At 60.0% G+C, this 19,443-nt stretch carries 16 protein-coding genes; 3 read left to right on the forward strand and 13 right to left on the reverse strand.

All coding sequences use genetic code 11. The features are described from left to right. Complete coding sequence (locus AC3WP7_RS03365; protein WP_102591665.1) at positions 1-909, forward strand: LysR family transcriptional regulator; 909 nt, start codon at positions 1-3, stop codon at positions 907-909. On the opposite strand, the gene AC3WP7_RS03370 is transcribed toward AC3WP7_RS03365, so the two are convergent. The 9 genes from AC3WP7_RS03370 to AC3WP7_RS03410 all read right to left on the reverse strand — a co-directional run bounded on the left by AC3WP7_RS03370 (position 906) and on the right by AC3WP7_RS03410 (position 8,566). Beyond that, on the reverse strand, positions 906-1,391 hold the full coding sequence (locus AC3WP7_RS03370; protein WP_102591664.1) for a DoxX family protein: 486 nt from the start codon (positions 1,389-1,391) through the stop codon (positions 906-908). The genes AC3WP7_RS03365 and AC3WP7_RS03370 overlap by 4 nt on opposite strands. Next, positions 1,388-2,164, reverse strand: coding sequence for an HvfC/BufC N-terminal domain-containing protein (locus AC3WP7_RS03375; protein WP_102591663.1), 777 nt, complete (start codon positions 2,162-2,164; stop codon positions 1,388-1,390). Before AC3WP7_RS03375 ends, AC3WP7_RS03370 begins: the two co-directional genes overlap by 4 nt. After that, the gene (bufB, locus tag AC3WP7_RS03380; RefSeq protein WP_092241244.1) at positions 2,161-3,039 is read right to left on the reverse strand and encodes an MNIO family bufferin maturase; all 879 of its coding nucleotides are present in this window, start codon (positions 3,037-3,039) and stop codon (positions 2,161-2,163) included. The genes AC3WP7_RS03375 and bufB overlap by 4 nt, the downstream gene beginning before the upstream one ends. A 23-nt stretch (positions 3,040-3,062) precedes the next feature. Next, positions 3,063-3,368 carry a BufA1 family periplasmic bufferin-type metallophore gene (locus AC3WP7_RS03385; protein WP_092241246.1) on the reverse strand — a complete coding sequence of 102 codons (306 nt, stop codon included), beginning with the start codon at positions 3,366-3,368 and terminating at the stop codon, positions 3,063-3,065. A gap of 200 nt (positions 3,369-3,568) precedes the next feature. Then, positions 3,569-4,270: an ABC transporter ATP-binding protein gene (locus tag AC3WP7_RS03390; protein ID WP_017844798.1), complete on the reverse strand. Its 702-nt coding sequence runs from the start codon at positions 4,268-4,270 to the stop codon at positions 3,569-3,571. Between the two features lies 1 nt (position 4,271). Next, positions 4,272-5,039: a high-affinity branched-chain amino acid ABC transporter ATP-binding protein LivG gene (gene livG / locus AC3WP7_RS03395; RefSeq protein ID WP_016975067.1), complete on the reverse strand. Its 768-nt coding sequence runs from the start codon at positions 5,037-5,039 to the stop codon at positions 4,272-4,274. Beyond that, positions 5,036-6,289 carry a high-affinity branched-chain amino acid ABC transporter permease LivM gene (locus AC3WP7_RS03400; RefSeq protein WP_058425230.1) on the reverse strand — a complete coding sequence of 418 codons (1,254 nt, stop codon included), beginning with the start codon at positions 6,287-6,289 and terminating at the stop codon, positions 5,036-5,038. Before AC3WP7_RS03400 ends, livG begins: the two co-directional genes overlap by 4 nt. Next, positions 6,286-7,209 (reverse strand): high-affinity branched-chain amino acid ABC transporter permease LivH, encoded by a 924-nt coding sequence (gene livH, locus AC3WP7_RS03405; protein ID WP_071488852.1) that lies wholly within the window; start codon positions 7,207-7,209, stop codon positions 6,286-6,288. Before livH ends, AC3WP7_RS03400 begins: the two co-directional genes overlap by 4 nt. 229 nt (positions 7,210-7,438) lie before the next feature. Beyond that, positions 7,439-8,566: a branched-chain amino acid ABC transporter substrate-binding protein gene (locus AC3WP7_RS03410; RefSeq protein ID WP_058425228.1), complete on the reverse strand. Its 1,128-nt coding sequence runs from the start codon at positions 8,564-8,566 to the stop codon at positions 7,439-7,441. Between the two features lie 341 nt (positions 8,567-8,907). On the opposite strand from AC3WP7_RS03410, the gene AC3WP7_RS03415 reads away from it, so the two are divergent. Next, a complete protein-coding gene (locus AC3WP7_RS03415) occupies positions 8,908-9,213 on the forward strand; it encodes a DUF2288 domain-containing protein (protein WP_092241248.1) in 306 nt (101 codons plus the stop codon). A gap of 288 nt (positions 9,214-9,501) precedes the next feature. On the opposite strand, the gene AC3WP7_RS03420 is transcribed toward AC3WP7_RS03415, so the two are convergent. The 3 genes from AC3WP7_RS03420 to AC3WP7_RS03430 all read right to left on the reverse strand — a co-directional run bounded on the left by AC3WP7_RS03420 (position 9,502) and on the right by AC3WP7_RS03430 (position 14,653). After that, the gene (locus AC3WP7_RS03420) at positions 9,502-11,679 is read right to left on the reverse strand and encodes a hypothetical protein (protein WP_071488853.1); all 2,178 of its coding nucleotides are present in this window, start codon (positions 11,677-11,679) and stop codon (positions 9,502-9,504) included. Positions 11,680-11,883: 204 nt separating this feature from the next. Beyond that, on the reverse strand, positions 11,884-14,148 hold the full coding sequence (locus tag AC3WP7_RS03425) for a putative bifunctional diguanylate cyclase/phosphodiesterase (protein WP_092241250.1): 2,265 nt from the start codon (positions 14,146-14,148) through the stop codon (positions 11,884-11,886). 139 nt (positions 14,149-14,287) lie between these two features. Beyond that, positions 14,288-14,653 (reverse strand): YkgJ family cysteine cluster protein, encoded by a 366-nt coding sequence (locus tag AC3WP7_RS03430; protein WP_071488855.1) that lies wholly within the window; start codon positions 14,651-14,653, stop codon positions 14,288-14,290. A 251-nt stretch (positions 14,654-14,904) separates the two neighbouring features. On the opposite strand from AC3WP7_RS03430, the gene AC3WP7_RS03435 reads away from it, so the two are divergent. Further along, a complete protein-coding gene (locus AC3WP7_RS03435; protein WP_093119266.1) occupies positions 14,905-16,251 on the forward strand; it encodes a spinster family MFS transporter in 1,347 nt (448 codons plus the stop codon). Between the two features lie 168 nt (positions 16,252-16,419). On the opposite strand, the gene rapA is transcribed toward AC3WP7_RS03435, so the two are convergent. Next, the gene (gene rapA / locus AC3WP7_RS03440; RefSeq protein ID WP_071488858.1) at positions 16,420-19,266 is read right to left on the reverse strand and encodes an RNA polymerase-associated protein RapA; all 2,847 of its coding nucleotides are present in this window, start codon (positions 19,264-19,266) and stop codon (positions 16,420-16,422) included. Positions 19,267-19,443 lie beyond the last annotated feature (177 nt).

Raw genomic sequence — 19,443 nt, forward strand, 5'->3', positions numbered from 1 at the left:
ATGAGCGAGATGGATGACTTGGCAGCCTTTGCCGTGCTGATCGAAGCCGGCAGTTTTACCGTCGCCGCCGAGCAACTGAGCTGTAGCAAAGGGCAATTGTCCAAGCGTATCAGCCAGATGGAAGCGCGGTTCTCTGTGGTGTTGCTGCACCGCACCACGCGCAGGCTCAGCCTGACGGCAGCCGGTGCGGCCTTGTTGCCCCAGGCCCAGGCCCTGGTGGTGCAGGTGGATCGTGCACGTCAGGCATTGGCCCGGCTCAAGGACGATCTTGCCGGGCCAGTGCGCATGACGGTGCCAGTGTCCTTGGGGGAAACCTTTTTTGATGGGCTGCTGCTGGAGTTTTCCAAGCAATACCCGCAGGTGCAAATTGAGCTGGAGCTCAATAACAACTATCGAGACCTGGCGCGAGATGGGTTCGACCTGGGGGTACGCTCAGGTTCCATTGAGAGCGAGCGCCTGGTGGTCAAGCCGTTGCTGGCCTGGCGTGAGATGACCTGCGCCAGCCCGGCTTACCTTGAGCAACACGGCGAACCTGAGACGCCGGCCGACCTGGCCAACCATGCTTGCCTGCTCAACAGCCACTACAGCGGCCGTGAAGAGTGGTTGTACCACCAGCAGCACGAATTACTGCGAGTACGCGTCAGCGGCACCTTTGCGTCCAACCACTACAACCTGCTGAAAAAGGCTGCGCTGGTGGGAGCGGGCATTGCACGGCTGCCGTCCTACGTGTTGCCGACGGAATTGGCGGAAGGCCGATTGCGTTGGCTCCTGCGCGATTATCAGACGCGCAGCATGCCGATGTACCTGGTGCATCCGTATCAGGGCGGCTTGCCGCGTCGCACCCAGGTGTTGGCCGACTACCTGGTGGAGTGGTTCAAGCGTAGCGGCGAAGCCCTGGACCGCCTTTAACGGTAGCGGCGAGCGATGAGGTGATCGATCGACAAGCGACCCGGGCCTTTCGCGACCAGCAACAGCAATAACGCGAGCCAGGTGCCATGGGTTGGGTAAGCATCCGGGTAGACAAACAATTGAATGGTCAGAGTCATGCCGATCAGAGCCAGGGCCGAGAAGCGCGTGGCGAACCCGACAAGGATCAGCACCGGGAAAAAGTGCTCGGCAAACGCAGCCAAGTGCGCTGCGACTTCCGGCGATAGCAACGGCACATGGTATTCGCTGCGAAACAGCGGCAGCGTCGAGGCCGCGAGGCGCAGTCCACCGAATTGGAAGGTGCCGTTGATCAGGTCCACGGCAAAGCCTTCGACTTTGGTTTGCCCGGATTTCCAGAACACCGCGGCAATCGAAAAGCGCGCGAGAAAGGCGATCAGGCTGTAGGGAATTTGCTCGAAAAGCGCGATGACCTGATTGATCAGACCCGAAGGGTGAGTGTTCATGGCGATACCTCTTGTTCTGGATGCAGATGAGTAATGGCGTTGTGGCTGATCAGCAGCGCCAGGCATTGGTGCAAGTCAAACTGGGCGTCAGCCTCAAGCGCGCGCTCCACGGCGTTTTCCAAGGTCGCGCCCCGGGCCAGGCTGTTGATGAACGCCACTGCAGCAGGGCTGACGGCGAATACCTTGACTTCCAGACCCTGGCGCAACACCAGGGCACTCTGTGCCTGCCAGGGATCCAGGTTTTCCAGACCTCCCTCGGTCTGGTGCGCCGCCCACAGCGCTACTACGCCATAGGCTGAATCCAGCGTGGCCAGGGAGGGGTGCCATTGCAGGCGCAGCTCGCCCAGTTCCGCTTGTCCTTGCAGCGCTTGCAGTACGGTCTGCTGATCCAGGGGATGCTCGTCCGCCGCGTGGTAGGCCTGTACCCGCAAGCGCTCCAACCGGGCCATGTCTGCGAGGTAAGGCACGCTGGCTGCCGGTTCGAACGTCTCGATGAAGCAGGCGAACGCGCTACCGTACTCGCTCATCAATGGGCTGGTGGGCGGGTGCGCCTGTGCATAAAGGCCGGCCATGGCGCGGAAAAACGCGTCGCCCACCAGTTGCAATGTCACGGGATAAGCCGCCGCCAAGGCGTTGATCAGTGAGCTGTGCACATTGTTGCGGTACACCGCGAAGCGGCTGGCCGGATCGGCGCCGTTACTGCTGTAAAGGCCATCGGGGCAAGGCAGTTCGGGTGCCAACAAGGCGGCGGTAAAAGCGTCATGCCGGCTCATGGCGTCACCTGTGAAAGATGCCATTCGGCTTGTCGGGCCTCGGCTTGCAGCACGCTGAACGCGGGCAACTGGTTATCCCGCTCGATCAGCGTTGCCACTGGACCGATGCGTGCCAGTACCGACTCGTAGAGTTGCCACACGGCGTTATCGATAGAGGCGCCGTGGTCATCGATCAACAAGCGATCACCCAGGCTGTCGGTGTCTTCGGCAAACCCGGCCAGATGAATCTCTCCCACCGTGTGCAACGGCAAGGCATCGATGTAGGACTGCGGATCACGTTGATGATTGATGCACGACACGTACACGTTATTCACATCCAGCAGCAAGCCACAGCCGGTACGGCGAATGATTTCACTGATGAAGTCGGTTTCGTCCAGGGTGGAACGTTGGAATTGCAGGTAGGTCGACGGGTTTTCCAGCAGCATCGTGCGCTTGAGCGTGCTTTGCACCTGGTCTACGTGTTCGCACACCCGTTGCAGGGTGGCGTTGTCGTAAGCCAGGGGCAGCAGGTCATTGAGAAACACCGGGCCGTGGCTGGACCAGGCCAGGTGTTCGGAAAAGGAATGAGGTTGATAGCGCTCGATCAGTGCCGCCAACCGTGCCAGGTGCTCACGGTCCGGTGGGGCTTCGCCACCGATGGACAGGCCCACACCGTGCAAGGACAGTGGGTACTGTGCGCGGATCAACCCCAGGTAATGATGAAACGGGCCGCCGGCCACCATGTAGTTTTCGGCGTGCACTTCAAAAAAACCGATATCGGGTGAGGTCTCGAGCACTTCAATGAAGTGCTCATGCTTGAGCCCCAGTCCGGCCCGGCCGGGAAGGCCGGGCGCCTGAGCCTGGGAGACGGCTGGCAGGGATGAAAGAGTCATCATCAGTACTCAGGTTTTGCGAGGGATCAGGATTTGGCGGTGAATGCCGCTTCCTGGCCGTAACCGGTCGGCGAGGTGGAGCTCGGGGTTTTGAGGCAAGTGCCGGCAGGAACCAGCTTCCAGGCGTTGGCCTGGTCTTTGACTTTCGAAGTACCGGCGCAGGAAGTGCCGGCGCCTGCAGCGCAATCGTTCTTGCCGGCTTCAGCGACGCCGTAGCATTTTTGCATGTCGTCGGCAGCATGGGCGGTGGTGGTCAGAGTGGATAGGCTCAGGGCAGAACCCAAGGCCAGGATCAGGGAAGCTGCAGACAGGGAACGGTTCGAAGTTTTCATGGTGTTTCTCCAGTTTGATAAGGTGAGTCAAGGAAGCGATGATGCATGCTTAACCTACTAGAGAACGTCGAGATTCGTACGTTACAGACGGTTTTGAAATTTCTTTTATTTTTGTAGGAAATTGAACTGTTGTGTCGAGATGACCGTTCTAGCACCCATAAAAAAACGGCCTGTAAAGGCCGTTTTCAGGAGCAGAACGATTACCCGCCCAAGTACGCTTCACGTACCTTCGGATCGGTCAGCAACTGCTCGCCCGTGCCCTGCATCACCACCCGGCCGTTTTCCAGCACATAGGCGCGGTCAGCAATCTTCAAGGCCTGGTTGGCGTTCTGTTCCACCAGGAACACCGTCACACCGTCCTTGCGCAGTTGTTCGATGATGTCGAAGATCTGCTGGATGATGATCGGCGCCAGGCCCAGGGAAGGTTCGTCCAGCAGCAACAGCTTGGGCTTGCTCATCAGCGCCCGGCCGATGGCGAGCATTTGCTGCTCGCCGCCGGACATGGTGCCGCCGCGCTGGCTGAAGCGTTCCTTGAGCCGAGGGAACAGGTGCAGCACCTTGTCCATCTGCTCCTGGTAGTCGCCCTTGTCGGTGAAGAAGCCGCCCATGGCGAGGTTTTCTTCGACCGTCAGGCGCGAGAACACGCGGCGGCCTTCCGGCACTACCGCAATGCTTTTGCGCATGATGTGGGACGACTGCTGCCCCACCAGCTCTTCACCCATGTAGCGGATGCTGCCGCTATGGGCCTGGGGCGATCCGCACAAGGTCATCAGCAAGGTCGACTTGCCGGCGCCGTTGGCACCGATCAGCGTGACGATCTCACCTTGGCGCACTTCCACGTTGACGCTGTGCAGGGCCTGGATCTTGCCGTAGAAAGTGGAAACGTTTTCGAATTGCAGCATTTTACGCTTCCCCCAAATAGGCTTTGATCACTTCAGGATTGTCGCGGATCTGCTCCGGTGTCCCGTCGGCCAAAGGCGTGCCCTGGTTGATCACCACGATGTGGTCGGAAATGCTCATGACCAGCTTCATGTCGTGTTCGATCAACAACACCGTGGCGTTGTTTTCTTCACGCAACACGCTGATCAGCGCCTTGAGGTCTTCGGTTTCCTTGGGGTTCAGGCCGGCGGCCGGTTCGTCGAGCATCAGGATCCGCGGACGGGTCATCATGCAGCGGGCGATTTCCAGGCGACGTTGCTGACCGTAGGCCAGGGTGCCAGCAGGGCGGTTGGCAAACTCGGTGAGGTTGACCTTGTCCAGCCAGTACTCGGCGTATTCCATGGCCTCGCGCTCGCTCTTGCGGAACGCCGGGGTCTTGAACAGTCCCGCAAAGAAGTTGGTGTTCAGGTGACGGTGCTGGGCGATCAACAGGTTCTCGACCGCCGTCATGTCCTTGAACAAGCGCACGTTCTGGAAGGTCCGCACCACGCCCTTGCGGGCGATCTCGTGACCGGCCAGGCCCTGGATCGGCTGACCGTCCAGCAGGATGCTGCCACCGCTCGGCTTGTAGAAGCCGGTGAGGCAGTTGAACACCGTGGTCTTGCCGGCCCCGTTGGGGCCGATGAGCGCGACCACTTGTTTCTCTTTCACGGTCAGGGCCACGCCGTTGACCGCCAGCAAGCCGCCGAAGCGCATGCTCAAGTTTTCAACTTTCAGGATCTCGCGGCTCATTTGCGCAGCTCCATGTGTGGGCGTTGCATCGGGAGCAAACCTTGAGGACGCCAGATCATCATCAGCACCATCATGGCGCCGAACATCAACATGCGGTATTCGCTGAACTCACGCATCATTTCCGGTAGCAGGATCATCACGATCGCCGCGAGGATCACGCCCAGTTGCGAGCCCATGCCCCCCAGTACCACGATGGCGAGGATGATCGCCGACTCGATAAAGGTGAACGACTCCGGGGTCACCAGGCCTTGGCGCGCGGCGAAGAAGCTGCCGGCGAAACCGGCGAACGCAGCGCCCAGGGTAAAGGCGGAGAGCTTGATGATGGTCGGGTTCAGGCCCAGTGCGCGGCAGGCGATCTCATCTTCGCGCAGCGCTTCCCATGCACGGCCGATGGGCATGCGCAGCAGGCGGTTGATCACGAACAGGGCGGCCAGTGCCAGCAGCAGCGCCACCAGGTACAGGAACACCACTTTGCTCACCGGGTTGTAGTCGATCCCGAAGTACTCGTGGAACGTCTGCATGCCTTCAGCGGCGGAACGGTCGAACGACAGCCCGAAGAACGTTGGCTTGGGGATGCTGCTGATGCCGTTGGGGCCACCGGTGATATCGGTGAGGTTACGCAGGAACAGGCGGATGATTTCACCGAAGCCCAGGGTCACGATCGCCAGGTAGTCACCGCGCAGGCGCAGCACCGGAAAGCCCAGCAGGAAGCCGAACGTCGCCGCCGCCATGCCAGCCAGTGGCAGGCAGATCCAGAAGCTCCAGCCCAGGTAATGTGAGAGCAGCGCATAGGTGTAGGCACCCACGGCATAGAAGCCCACGTAACCCAGGTCGAGCAGGCCGGCCAGGCCCACCACGATGTTCAGGCCCAGGCCCAGCAACACGTAGATAAGGATCAGGGTGGCGATGTCGACCGCACCGCGCGAGCCGAAGAACGGCCAGATCAACGCGGCGATGATCAGGGCAATGATGATGTAGCGTTGGGTGCGCGGCAGGGTCAGGAATTGGCTGACCTTGGGCGATACCAACGGACCACGGTTGCTCTTGAGCAAGGCATTGAACTGATCGCTGAACAACACGCGCAGGAACATCAGCACCGAACACAGGGCGATGACGGTCAGGGTGACGGGCCCTGTGCCATGCACTTCAAGGTTGATGCCGACAATGCTCAGCTTGAGGCCGAGTACCGGGAAGGCCACGGCCCATACCAGCAAGGCGCTGAAAAACGCCGATTTAAGATATCTGCTCATACTTTCTCAACCTCCGGACGGCCCAGGATGCCGGTCGGACGGAACAACAGCACCAGAACCAACAGGCCGAACGCCACGACGTCCTTGTATTGGTCACCGAAGATATCGGCACCAAAGGCTTCAGCCACACCCAGCACCAGGCCACCGAGCATCGCGCCCGGGATACTGCCGATGCCGCCCAATACCGCCGCGGTGAAAGCCTTTAGGCCTACCAGGAAACCGGCGTTGGGGTTGATCACGCCGTACTGCATGCTCAGCAGCACCGCCGCGACGGCGGCCAGCGCAGCACCGATCACGAAGGTCAGGGCAATGATGTTGTTGGTGTTGATGCCCAACAGGTTGGCCATCTTGATGTCTTCGGCGCAGGCCCGGCAGGCACGCCCCAGACGGGAGCGGGAGATGAACAGGGTCAGGCCCAGCATCGCCACCAGGGTGACGACGAAGACCAGGACCTGCATGTACGAAACCAGCACTTCTTGTGCGCCACCCGGGCCGAAGGAGAAGCTCCCCGGAATCAGGTTGGGAATGGACTTGTCCTTGGAGTCCTGGGACAGCAGTACAGTGTTCTGCAGGAAAATCGACATGCCGATGGCGGAAATCAGCGGGATCAAACGGTTGCTGCCACGCAAGGGACGGTAGGCAACACGCTCGATACTGTAGCCATAGGCACTGGTCACGACGATCGATGCAAGGAACGCAGCGGTCATCAACAGCGGCAGGGAGTGGATACCCAGCATGGCCAGCCCGGCAAGGGCGATGAAGGCCACGTAGGAGCCAATCATGTACACCTCGCCATGGGCGAAGTTAATCATTCCAATGATGCCGTAAACCATTGTGTAGCCAATGGCTATCAAGGCATAGGTGCTGCCAACGGTCATGCCGTTAACCAGCGTTTGGAAAAAATGATAGATCTCAGGCATTACAGCGCTCCTAAAAACCCGATACGCATTTCACTGGTGGAGTCATGTTCCGGCCCCGTGCTGTGTTCTGTGAGCACATTTGCACAAAGCGTTTGCCAGCGAACCGCTGGTGACGGTTTTAAGATTTTCAGGTGAGCCAGCGCCCGGATCGCGGGTGTCAGGCCCATAAACCTCGTAAAACAAAGCCCACTGCTCTCACAGTGGGCTTGTTGGACCAGTAACGCCTGGCTTACTGAGGGGAAACTTCGGTTTTTGGTTTACCGAAGTGCCATTCGTAGACCACGAACTTGAAGTCCTTCAGGTCGCCCTTGGCGTCGAAGCTCAGGTCGCCGGTTGGGGTCTTGAAGGTGCCTGCGTGGATGGCCGCAGCCACTTTGGCGGTGTCTTCGGACTTCGCGGCAGCGATACCGCCGGCGATGACTTCAACAGCCGAGTAGGCCGGGAACACGAACGGACCGGTAGGGTCCTGCTTGTTCTTGGTGAACTCTTCAACGATGGCCTTGTTGGCCGGATCGGTGTCGAACGACTTCGGCAGGGTAACCAGCAGGCCCTCGGAAGCGTTCTGGGCGATTTGCGAGATGGAGTCGTTGCCGACACCTTCCGGGCCCATGAACTTGGCGTTCACGCCTTTTTCCTTGGCTTGGCGCAGGATCAGGCCCAGCTCAGGGTGGTAGCCGCCGTAGTAGACGAAGTCGACGTTGGCTTGCTTGAGCTTCTGAATGAGCGAACCGAAGTCTTTGTCGCCGGCGTTGATGCCTTCGAATAGGGCAACTTTCACGCCTTTCTTCTCGAGGGTCTGTTTAACGGCGGTGGCGATGCCTTCACCGTACTGCTGTTTGTCGTGAATGACCGCAACGACTTTTGGCTTCACGTGGTCGGCGATGTAGTTACCGGCCGCAGGGCCTTGGGCGCTGTCCAGGCCGATGGTGCGGAAGACCAGTTTGTAACCACGGGAAGTGATTTCCGGGCTGGTGGCAGCCGGGGTGATCATGATCACGCCTTCGTCTTCATAGATGTCGGAGGCTGGCTGAGTGGAGCTGGAGCAGAGGTGGCCGACCACGAACTTGACGCCGTCGTTGACCACTTTGTTGGCCACGGCAACGGCTTGTTTAGGATCGCAAGCGTCGTCGTACTCCTTGGCTTCAAGCATTTTGCCGTCGACGCCGCCCTTGGCGTTGATGTCGGCGATGGCTTGCTTGGCACCCATGAATTGCATGTCGCCGTATTGCGTCACAGGACCGGTTTTAGGACCTGCGATACCGATCTTGATGGTGTCGGCTGCGAACGAATGGCCGGCAACCCCAGCCAGGACCATAGCGGCAAACAGTTTGGAAATCTGCTTAGTAGCCTTATTCATAGTGCTCCACTCTTACTGTTGTATTTTTTATAGTTCTAGCGGCCTTGTGAGCTGCAGAACCGGATCAGATATCTCGGATATCCCCCCGGCAGTGCCCTGGCAACTGTACCGGTACAGTGTAGAGCGCCGGTTGATCGCTTGAAAAGCTGGCTGCTGGGGGCAAAACCCGGGTATGTCGCTTAAATGAAAGAAAAAGACAGAATTGCGGCGGGGTGATGCCAGAGTTCCGGGCAATCCTTGGCTTTCCTGACCCTTTCAATCGATGACGCATTTGCAACTGGGTTTTTCTGCCTGACGCTCGACGTTATGATTGCGCCGATTTTTTATTCAGGTGAACTCCCATGACGCAAGAACCTAGCACCCTCTATGCCAAGCTGCTCGGTGAAACTGCCGAAATTTCCTGGAAGGAGCTTGAGCCGTTCTTTGCCAAGGGTGCCCTATTGTGGGTCGACGCTGGCCTGGATTTGATCGAAGCGGCCGAAGGCATGGCCGAGGATAACCGCGACAAAGTCGCCGGGTGGCTGGCTGCGGGGAGCCTTGGCGAAGTGTCTGCGACGCGGGCGCTGGACCTGGTGGAGCGCGATCCGAGCCTGTGGGCGGTGGTGGTTTCGCCGTGGATTCTGATCCAGGAAAGGGCGGCGCAATAAAAGCCCGCACGAAAAAGGTGCGTCTTTTTTGCCGCGGTAAGTGTGTAGCGGAGTAACCGCTGAGGCGGTGATGGCATCTTGCCGTAGAGAAAGGTCACAGCCGAGGGTGACGTGCGCGTCACGGGAACAGTTGGGCGGGTGGCTAAACGGCTGCAGAATTGTTTCGTGGTGTGGCAAGGCTATACATTTTTTTGCAATACAGGCCGTCATCGCAGGCAAGCCAGCTCCCACATTTGAAATGCATTCCAAGTGTGGGAGCTGGCTTGCCTGCGATGGGCGCGCCTCGGTCTAAGCCGTCTTGCCGGTATGGTTGTTCAAGGAGATAACTTTGGTCTTGCCAATTCGGTGGCGGTAGATCTCACGCAGGTACTTGATCGCCTTCTTCACGCAATCCCGTGACAGGCGAATGTCATTGATCGACACGAACTTCTCCTTGTCGTTGATCAGCTCGCGGTACTTCTTCTCATACATCGGCTTGATCGCGTACCAGTTGGTATCGAGGATCTTCGCCGGGTTCTCGAACTCGTTGAGCAACTCGTCGATACGATCTTCGTCGAAGTCCTCGTGGATGATGAAGTCCAGGATCGAGTTATCCAGCGTGTCATCGAAGCGGTACGGGTTGCGCGCAAAACAGCGTTTGATGAAGGCCACGATCAATGTGAGGAAGTCATCCGACAGGCACGGGCTCTTGGCGATCAGGGTGGTCAGCGACAGGTTGGCCGAGGCGCCGATCACCAGGGCGTAGCGCTTGAGCGTGGTGTTGGGGAACAGGCTGTTGAGGTGGGTCTTGAGCCGATTCAGGTCCATGTAGGACAGCTTGTAGTCCTTGGGCAGCGACACAATCGAGACCACCGACGAGCAGTTCTTGAAGAAGTGCAGGTCATGCAGCGCGGCGGCGTCGTAGCCAGAGTTCTTGTACTGTTCCAGGGACGCCTTGTAGCGCTTGGATTCGATCGGCAACAGGCTGATGCCTTCGATGGCCTGGGTGACCTTGTTGAAGTGCGGCAGGTCGATGGAACGGAAGAACAGATCGTCGATGTTCAGGCGCTGCGGCTCTTTCTCGAACACCTTGAACTTGTCGTTCGACGGCGCCGGGGTTTCCGGGACCACGGACTCGGCGTAGGCAATCGCCACCGGGCCGGCCAGGCTCATGAACAGGTCGTTGGCATCCAGGCGAATGGTTTCGCCGATGTCGATGCCAGCGCGCCGGAAGTAGTTCTGGTCGTAGTCGGTGGTCACGGCCTGGGCGGTGAGGATGTTGAAGATCTGCTGGGAAATATACTGGTTGGCGTGTTTTTCCATGGCATTGACGTCAATGTTCTGGATATTGCCGTCATCGCTTTCTTCGGCATAACGCATGATGTCATTGGAGATCAGCATCATCGCGTTCCACGGCCGGATCCGTCCCTTCACGCTGGCTTCGCTGCTGTCTTCATTGGCGAAGTTGTACGAGAAATCCCATTCTTCCGACAGGTATTTGCACAGCAGTCGCCCGGCGTTGATGTGCAGCGCCTCGGACATTTCGCTGCGGTGGTCGGAAATGTTCGGCAGCACGCAGATACCGCTGGTGAAGATCGGCTCGAACACAAAGGCGTGACCGCTCTTGCTGTCGTGCTCATCGGCGGGCTTGGTGTCGAAGGTCTTGTTCATGTACGAGTGTTGCTGGGCCAGGCCGAATTCCGAGGCCATGCCTGAACCCGTGCCGCCGCCGGCGCTGAAGATCGAGAAGTACAGGCGCGACTGGTTGGCCTTGATACCGCAGGAGTCGATCAGGTACGAGTGGATCATCTTCCAGTCGGGGCTGGAAAAACGCTGGGTGTCTTTGTTCAGGATGATCTTGGCCAGGTACTGGCCGAGGATTGGCGCGTTACCGGCGCCGCCAGCATGGACTTCCGACAGGTCCATGATTTTCATCTTGCTGTAGTCGCGCAGGAAACCGCTTTTCTCGCCCTTGCGCGAGAAGCGGATACGTCCGGCGATGTCCTTGTCCAGGTCGCCCAGCATCACCAGCGGCTCGACCAGGAATACCGGTTTGCTGGCCTTGCCGCTGCCCAGGCGCAGGTTGTTGCGGATCCACTGGGCCGGGCTGTAACCCTTGTCCTGTGACTTATCTTCATTGCTGAATTCGTTCAGGTAGAACTTGCGCGCGTTGTACACCAGTTCCGCTACGTCCAGCGCGATGTTCGAACCGCAGCGGCCCAGGCCGATCAGGCATACCGAGGGGAATTCCTGTTCGTTGCGCGGGTCGCTGTCGCCTTCCAGGTGGGGCGGGCGCGGGAACACCATGTCGCGCAGGCCGTCGAGGTTGTCGAGGATGCGGTCGGTATTGGTTTCGGTGAAGTACAGGTATTGCTGGGTGGCCAGCGGGCGGGCGGTGCTCAATGACTTTGAACCTGGGGGTGTGTCCGCAGGAGCTGGGAGCAATACGTCGGATACCACGGTGGCAGAGTTATTTTTAGAAGTCATTGTGCGCCATGTGCCTGGGCGGATGGCTGAAACAGATCAAGGGGCCATCACGGAATGGGTGTTCGCGACTTTGCAGTGCGTCCTTGTCCTGGACGATTGGGTTTTACCCCTGTGATTTCAGGGAAAACACGGCCGGACTCTGGTGAATCGGCCGTTCGTCGGGGTTCTTTAGGCAAATGATGGCGAAATGCCAAAGATTCGGCGTCAGCGAATTGGCCTGACGATGGACGTGGACCCACCGCGACCCGGGGCAGGTTCCTTTGGTGCACTGATGTCTTTGGCGGCCAGCGTACTGGTTGTGTGTAGCGGGTTACGCATGTTGATGCCTTGCATCACACCAACGATGTCACTGGCCGGCACCGCCGGGCTCAGCAGGTAACCCTGGACGAAATCGCAGCCATGCTTGAGCAGCACCTCGAACTGGGCCTGGGTTTCCACGCCTTCGGTCACGACTTCCAGGTGCAGGGTATGGGCCATGCCGATAACCGCCTGGACAATCTCGATATCGGCGGTGGACCTGGGAATATCCTGGATAAACGAGCGGTCGATCTTCAACGTGTTGAGTGGCAGGCGCTTGAGGTAGGCAAGGGAAGAGTAGCCGGTACCAAAGTCGTCGATGGCCAGCGATACGCCCAGCGCGCGGATTTGCCGCAGTAACGCCAGGGTACTGCTGATGTTGCCCATCAGTGCATTTTCGGTGACTTCCAGTTCCAGGCGGTTCGCGCCGATGCCACTGAAGCGCAAGGCGTCTTCGATTTCGTCCGCCAGCTCGTCACGGGCCAGGTTCAGGGCCGAGCAGTTCACCGCCATGGTCAGATCGGTGTAGCCCCGGTCAGACAGCAGGCTCAGGTCATGACAGGCCTGGCGCAATACCCAGTGGTCCAGTTCGGCAATCAGCCCGTTGCTTTCTGCGATACCGATAAACCGGTCCGGCGCCAGCAACCCATGCTGGGGATGTTGCCAGCGCACCAAGGCTTCCAGGCGTGTGACCTTGCCGAGTTTCATGTCAAAGATCGGTTGATAGAACAACACCAGTTGGTTGCGGGTGCGCAGGGCGCTGCGCAGTTCTTCCTCCAGTTGCAGTTCGAGGAACGCGCGGGTCTTCAGGTTGGAACTGAAGAAATTCAGGTTGTTACGCCCGGCGTCCTTGGACTGGTACAGCGCCAGGTCGGCGGTTTTCAGCAGCTCTTCGCAGGTCAGGCCATCGTCGGGGAACAGGCTGATGCCAATACTGGTGGTCATCACCATGCGCCGGCCGGCCAGTTCGATGGGTTCTTTCATCTGCTGCATGATGCGTTGGGCCAGGTGCCGCGCTTCGTCGCGGTGGTGGATGCTGATCAGGATGCAGAATTCATCGCCGCCAAAGCGCGCCACCACATCCGCGTGGCTGCGTACCGAGCCCTTGATATGCCCGGCCAGCACGGTGAGCAACTGGTCGCCGGCGTCATGCCCGAGGCTGTCATTGATGCGCTTGAAGTGGTCGATATCGAGGAAGATCACCGCCATCATGCCGTTGGACGCGGTTTTTTCGGCGAGCTTCTCCGCAAAGATCTGGTTGAAGCCGCGGCGATTGAGCAGGCTGGTGAGGGCGTCGTAATGCGCCACCTGTTGCAGCGATGCTCGGGCCTGGTCCAGTTCGCTGAGCAGGGCGTTGACCCGCCGCAGGTCGCGTTCCTTGTGCTGCAGTTTCTTGTCCGCCAGGGCGGCGCTGATGCTGCTGCCGATCACCAGCAGGGTGATAACGGCCACCGACAGGCCCAGTTGAATGGGGTTGTTATCCAGGGGTAACGAAAGGTCGGCCCCGGTGGGAACGATGAGTCGCATGGCCGCCATGCCGGTAAAGTGCATGCTCAGGATCCCGGCGCCGAGTACCAGGCTGGCAGCGTACTTGAGCAGTTGATGGAACACACCGGCGCCGGTACGCAGGTAGCTCGACAGCAACAGCGCAGACAGGCTGGCACCGATGGCGATGCCCACCGAGGCCATGAACAGTCCGGACTCGAAATAGACCTGGGCCTGTGAGCGCATGGCAGACATGCCGACGTAGTGCATCAATGCGATGCCGATGCCCATCCACACCGACGCCAGCAGGTACTGGTGGAAACGCAGGTTGGAATGACTGAGGGTTTGCATGGCGAACAACGAGGCGACCAACGCAATCAACAGCGAAGCAAACGTCATCAATAATTCGTAGTGGATTGCGATGGGGGCCTGGAAGGCCAGCATGCTGATGAAATGGGTGGACCAGATCCCGCCTGCCAGGCAACCGGCGCCGAGCCAGCGCCAATGACGTCTGGCGGTAGCGTCCTCGACATGGCCGACACGTTCGGCCATGTCCAGCGTACCGAAGCCGGCCGCGCAAGCAACCAGATAGGCGAGCAGCACCAGGAAGGGGTTATGACTGCAATTGAGTAATAAGTGCCCGCTCTCTGGAAGCTCGGTAAAAAAATGCAGACCTAGCCATTCCATAGCATGTCCCGTCATAGAGTCACGTCACTGCCTGAGGCGATGACCTATGAGGTCGAGTATAGAAGCATAGGAGAATGCGCAAGGAATAATGGCATTTTGCTTTGCTACGATTTTGGCATGCCGTCCATAGCGTTTGATGCTAAGCGCTGATCGGCAACGCCAGTTCCAAAGGCTGTTCCAGCGGTGCCAGGCCAAAGGCGGCACGGGCTGCATCACAATCGGCGTTGTGCACGCCCTCGTACCACGAGGACTCGAACTCGCGGCACACGCTTGAGCGCTGTTCGTAGATCGTGCAACGGGTGCCCTGGCCCACTTCGCCCTCAAGGCTGCAGCAGCGCGCGGGTTTCTGGTCGGTGCCGATCATTGCAACGCGGGTCGGGTTGATCTGCACCACCAGGTCATCGGGCACCGTGCCCCCCGACGAGGCGCACTCACCCCAGAAGAAAGACACACGAAAGTGTGAACAGCAGGCACCGCAATTCAGACACGGACTGGCTTCGGACATGGGCGTCATCAATAAGAAAAGTAGGTTGGGGATGCTACGGAAGGCTCGCCATTCTATCCGTGCCATGGCCGTTGGGAAGGGGGGCGCGCACTTATATTTTTGTGGGGAAAGTCCCGTGTTGCCGGGCGAAATCATGCCCTATCAGCTTTACGAATCATTACAGACAACCGGGCCCTGCCTGACTATGTTGCTGGTACCGGGCAGGATGCATCGGGCATCGCAGCTCTCATAACAATAAAAGAGACGGACCCATGCAGAACTCGACCCAAGCGGCGAATGCCTGGCGCATTCTGTTCCTGCTGTTCCTCGCCAACCTGTTCAACTTCTTCGACCGCACCATTCCGGCGATCATCATCGAGCCAATCCGCATGGAATGGCACCTGAGCGACTTTCAGCTCGGGATTATCGGCACCGCCTTCACCATCGTCTACGCGATTGCCGGGCTACCGCTCGGGCGGCTGGCCGACACCGGCTCACGCAGCAAACTGATGGGCTGGGGCCTGTTCGCTTGGAGCGGGCTGACGGCGGTCAATGGCCTGGTCGGCAGTTTCTGGACGTTTCTGCTGGTGCGCATGGGCATCGGTATTGGTGAGGCCAGCTATGCGCCGGCCGCCAACTCGCTGATTGGCGATCTGTTCCCGGCACACCGCCGTGCGCGGGCCATGGGGATTTTCATGCTGGGCCTGCCGTTGGGGTTGCTGCTGGCATTCTTCACCATCGGCTGGATGGTCAAGGCGTTCGACAGCTGGCGCGCTCCGTTCTTTATCGCCGCTGTGCCGGGGTTGATCCTGGCGGTGTTCATGTTCTATATCAAGGAGCCCAAGCGCGGCGCGGCAGAAACCGTGCAAGTTTCCCAGGAGCGTGTCGACCGCCCGATCCGTCGCGTGCTGGCGGTGCCGACCTTCCTGTGGCTGGTGTTGGCGGGGTTGTGCTTCAACTTCGCCACCTACGCCTGCAATTCGTTCCTGGTGCCGATGTTGCAGCGTTACTTCCTGATGCCCTTGCAGGACGCTGCGGTCGCCACCGGGGTGATCGTCGGCCTGACCGGCCTGGTGGGCCTGACCCTGGGCGGCTGGGTTGCCGACAAGATCCATCAGCGGGTCGCCAATGGCCGTCTCTTGTTTGCGGCGTTCAGTCTGATCATCTCTACCGTGACCACCGCGTGGGCATTGCACGCCGGGCGCATCGAGATTGGTGTGTTCGTGGCGCTGTTCAGCGTGGGCTGGTTGTTTGCCTACAACTTCTACACCTGCGTGTACACAGCGATCCAGGACGTGGTCGAGCCGCGCCTGCGGGCCACGGCGATGGCGCTGTTCTTCGCAGGCTTGTATTTGCTGGGCGGCGGGATGGGGCCGATCGTGGTGGGTGGCTTATCTGACTACTTTGCCCATTCGGCGATGTATGCAGCGGGGGCGCAGCAGATGACCGAGGCTTACAAGGCGGTGGGATTGCACGATGCCATGTACCTGATTCCGGTGGCGTTGTTCCTGACCATGCTGTTCCTGTTCCAGGCGTCGCGCAGTTTTGTGCGCGATTCCAAGCGGATGAAGGATGGGTTGGGGGCGGTTGAGGTGCCGGCTGCTGCTGCAACGGCCTGATAGTGAGGTGACGCCATCGGGGTGTAGAACCCTCCCACATTTGACGGTGCTGTCATGTCGATCACCGATCAGTTGTGGGAGGGGGCTTGCCCCCGATGGGGCCTCCAAGGCCAATGAAAAAGACCCGCATTGCGCGGGTCTTTTTCATTTAACAGGGCAGGGCGGTGATCAACCCGCCACCAACACCCGAATCGCTTCCAACCGCAGCGCCGCCTTGTCCAGCATGGCCAAACCTTGCTCGCGCTGATTGCGCAGGGCCACCAGCTCACTGTCACGCACGGTCGGGTTGACCGCCTGCAACGCCGTCAGGCGCGCCAGTTCTTCGTCGGTGTCCGCCGCCAGGCGACGCTTGGCTTCGGCCACACGCTCGGCGTGGCGCGGAGTGATCTTCTCTTCACCGGCATTGATCCGTGGCGTGAGTTGATCGCGCTGGGCCTGCACGAACTTGTTGGCGCTGGCGCGTGGCACGCTTTCCAACTGGTCGTTGAGGGTTTCGAACGACACGCGGCTGGACAGGTCGTTGCCGTTCGCATCCAACAGGCAGCGCAGGGCGGCCGGCGGCAGGTAACGGCCCAGTTGCAGGGAGCGCGGGGCAACCACTTCGCTGACGTAGAGCAGTTCCAGCAACACGGTGCCCGGCTTGAGCGCCTTGTTCTTGATCAGCGCCACGGCGGTGTTGCCCATGGAGCCGGACAGCACCAGGTCCATGCCGCCCTGCACCATCGGGTGTTCCCAGGTGATGAACTGCATGTCTTCACGGGACAGTGCCTGGTTACGGTCGTAGGTGATGGTCACCCCTTCGTCGTCGCCCAGGGGGAAGCTGGCGTCGAGCATTTTTTCGCTGGGCTTGAGGATCAGCGCGTTTTCCGAATGGTCTTCGCTGTCGATACCGAACGCGTCGAACAGGGTTTCCATGTAGATCGGCAGGGCGAACTGGTCGTCTTGCTCGAGGATGTCTTCGACCAGGGCATCACCTTCACCTGCGCCGCCGGAATTGAGTTCCAGCAGGCGGTCGCGACCGGTGTGCAGCTCTTCTTCCAGGCGCTCGCGCTCGGCACGGGCCTCGTCGATCAGGGCTTGCCACTCGCCGTCGTCGGCGTTTTCCAGCAGCGGCAGCAGGCGCGGGCCGAACTGATGCTGCAAGGCGTTGCCGGTCGGGCAGGTGTTGAGGAACGCGTTCAGCGCTTCGTGGTACCACTGGAACAGGCGCTCTTGCGGGCTGGTTTCCAGGTACGGCACGTGCAGTTCGATCACGTGTTTCTGGCCGATCCGGTCCAGGCGGCCGATGCGCTGTTCCAGCAGGTCGGGGTGGGACGGCAGGTCGAACAGCACCAGGTGATGGGAGAACTGGAAGTTGCGGCCTTCACTGCCGATTTCCGAGCAGATCAATACCTGGGCGCCAAACTCTTCATCGGCGAAGTAGGCGGCGGCGCGGTCACGCTCGAGGATGTTCATGCCCTCGTGGAACACCGTGGCCGGAATGCCGGAGCGTACGCGCAGGGCGTCTTCCAGGTCCATGGCAGTTTCGGCGTGGGCGCAGATCACCAGGACCTTGGTGCGCTTGAGCATTTTCAGCTGGTCGATCAGCCATTCGACCCGAGGGTCGAAGCGCCACCAGCGATTTTCTTCTTCGACGTCCGGCTGCGCCTGGAAGCTGACTTCGGGGTACAGCTCGGCGTGTTCGCCCAGCGGCAGCTCCAGGTATTCGTCCGGGTTCGGCAGCGGGTAGGCATGCAGCTTGCGCTCCGGGAAACCCTGCACGGCGGCGCGGGTGTTGCGGAACAGCACACGGCCGGTGCCGTGGCGGTCGAGCAGCTCACGCACCAGGCGCGCGCTGGCTTCGGTGTCGCCATCGTTGACGGCGGTGAGCAGGGCTTCACCTTCGTCGCCGAGGAAACCCTGGATGGTCTTGTGTGCGGCAGGGGACAGGCGACCCTTGTCCAGCAGCTCCTGCACGGCTTCGGCCACCGGGCGATAGTTCTCGCTCTCGGCGCGGAAGGCGGCGAGGTCATGGAAGCGGTTCGGGTCGAGCAGGCGCAGGCGCGCGAAGTGGCTGTCCTGGCCCAATTGCTCCGGGGTGGCGGTGAGCAGCAGCACGCCGGGAATCACTTCGGCCAGTTGCTCGACCAGTGCGTACTCGGGGCTGGCCTTGTCTTCATGCCACACCAGGTGGTGGGCTTCGTCGACCACCAGCAGGTCCCAGCCGGCGGCAAATAGCGCGTCCTGGGCCTTCTCGTCGTCGACCAGCCACTCCAGGGCGACCAACGCAAGCTGGGTGTCTTCGAACGGGTTGGTGGCATCGCTTTCGATAAAACGTTCTTCGTCGAACAGCGCCACCTGCAGGTTGAAACGGCGGCGCATTTCCACCAGCCATTGGTGCTGCAGGTTTTCCGGAACCAGGATCAACACGCGGTTGGCGCGGCCCGACAACAGTTGGCGATGGATCACCAGGCCGGCTTCGATGGTCTTGCCCAGGCCCACTTCGTCCGCCAGCAAAACCCGTGGCGCGATACGGTCGGCGACTTCACGGGCGATGTGCAGTTGGTGCGCGATAGGCTGCGCACGCACGCCACCCAGGCCCCACAACGAGGACTGCAACTGGCGGCTGGTGTGTTCCAGGGTGTGATAGCGCAGCGAGAACCAGGCCAGCGGGTCGATCTGCCCGGCGAACAGACGGTCGCTGGCCAGGCGGAACTGGATGAAGTTGGAGAGTTGGGTTTCCGGCAGGGTGACCTGCTCGTTCTGCCCATTGAGGCCGTGGTACACCAGCAGGCCGTCGACGTCGTCGACTTCCTGCACGGTCATTTTCCAGCCTTCGAAATGGGTGATGCTGTCGCCCGGCGAGAACCTCACGCGGGTGAGGGGCGCATTCCGTAGCGCATACTGACGAGTGTCGCCAGTGGCCGGATAGAGCACGGTCAACAAGCGCCCGTCCTGTGCCAGAACGGTGCCTAACCCCAGCTCTGCTTCGCTGTCACTAATCCAGCGTTGCCCCGGTTGATACTGCTGCGCCATGCTGCCTGACTCCCGCCGTGAAAAAGCCGACTATCTTAACGGAACAAGCCCCCACGCCCAAGGACTCTGACAAAAACTACTCCGTTTGCGTGGGGGGCCGGAAACCGAATCGACGGGTGGCGGGCACTTGGGAGTGTCGACTGGGTCACAGGTTGGCGAGCCTGTGCTCAAGTCACC

Source organism: Pseudomonas sp. FW305-3-2-15-C-LB1 (assembly GCF_058787615.1).

Coding starts and splice junctions, on each gene's coding strand:
- AC3WP7_RS03400 (WP_058425230.1), bottom strand. CDS start 6,289: ATGAGCAGATATCTTAAATCGGCGTTTTTCAGCGCCTTGCTGGTATGG.
- AC3WP7_RS03435 (WP_093119266.1), top strand. CDS start 14,905: ATGCAGAACTCGACCCAAGCGGCGAATGCCTGGCGCATTCTGTTCCTG.
- AC3WP7_RS03410 (WP_058425228.1), bottom strand. CDS start 8,566: ATGAATAAGGCTACTAAGCAGATTTCCAAACTGTTTGCCGCTATGGTC.
- bufB (WP_092241244.1), bottom strand. CDS start 3,039: ATGATGACTCTTTCATCCCTGCCAGCCGTCTCCCAGGCTCAGGCGCCC.
- AC3WP7_RS03420 (WP_071488853.1), bottom strand. CDS start 11,679: ATGACTTCTAAAAATAACTCTGCCACCGTGGTATCCGACGTATTGCTC.
- livG (WP_016975067.1), bottom strand. CDS start 5,039: ATGAGCCGCGAGATCCTGAAAGTTGAAAACTTGAGCATGCGCTTCGGC.
- AC3WP7_RS03430 (WP_071488855.1), bottom strand. CDS start 14,653: ATGTCCGAAGCCAGTCCGTGTCTGAATTGCGGTGCCTGCTGTTCACAC.
- AC3WP7_RS03365 (WP_102591665.1), top strand. CDS start 1: ATGAGCGAGATGGATGACTTGGCAGCCTTTGCCGTGCTGATCGAAGCC.
- AC3WP7_RS03415 (WP_092241248.1), top strand. CDS start 8,908: ATGACGCAAGAACCTAGCACCCTCTATGCCAAGCTGCTCGGTGAAACT.
- AC3WP7_RS03375 (WP_102591663.1), bottom strand. CDS start 2,164: ATGAGCCGGCATGACGCTTTTACCGCCGCCTTGTTGGCACCCGAACTG.
- AC3WP7_RS03370 (WP_102591664.1), bottom strand. CDS start 1,391: ATGAACACTCACCCTTCGGGTCTGATCAATCAGGTCATCGCGCTTTTC.
- rapA (WP_071488858.1), bottom strand. CDS start 19,266: ATGGCGCAGCAGTATCAACCGGGGCAACGCTGGATTAGTGACAGCGAA.
- AC3WP7_RS03425 (WP_092241250.1), bottom strand. CDS start 14,148: ATGGAATGGCTAGGTCTGCATTTTTTTACCGAGCTTCCAGAGAGCGGG.
- AC3WP7_RS03385 (WP_092241246.1), bottom strand. CDS start 3,368: ATGAAAACTTCGAACCGTTCCCTGTCTGCAGCTTCCCTGATCCTGGCC.
- AC3WP7_RS03390 (WP_017844798.1), bottom strand. CDS start 4,270: ATGCTGCAATTCGAAAACGTTTCCACTTTCTACGGCAAGATCCAGGCC.
- livH (WP_071488852.1), bottom strand. CDS start 7,209: ATGCCTGAGATCTATCATTTTTTCCAAACGCTGGTTAACGGCATGACC.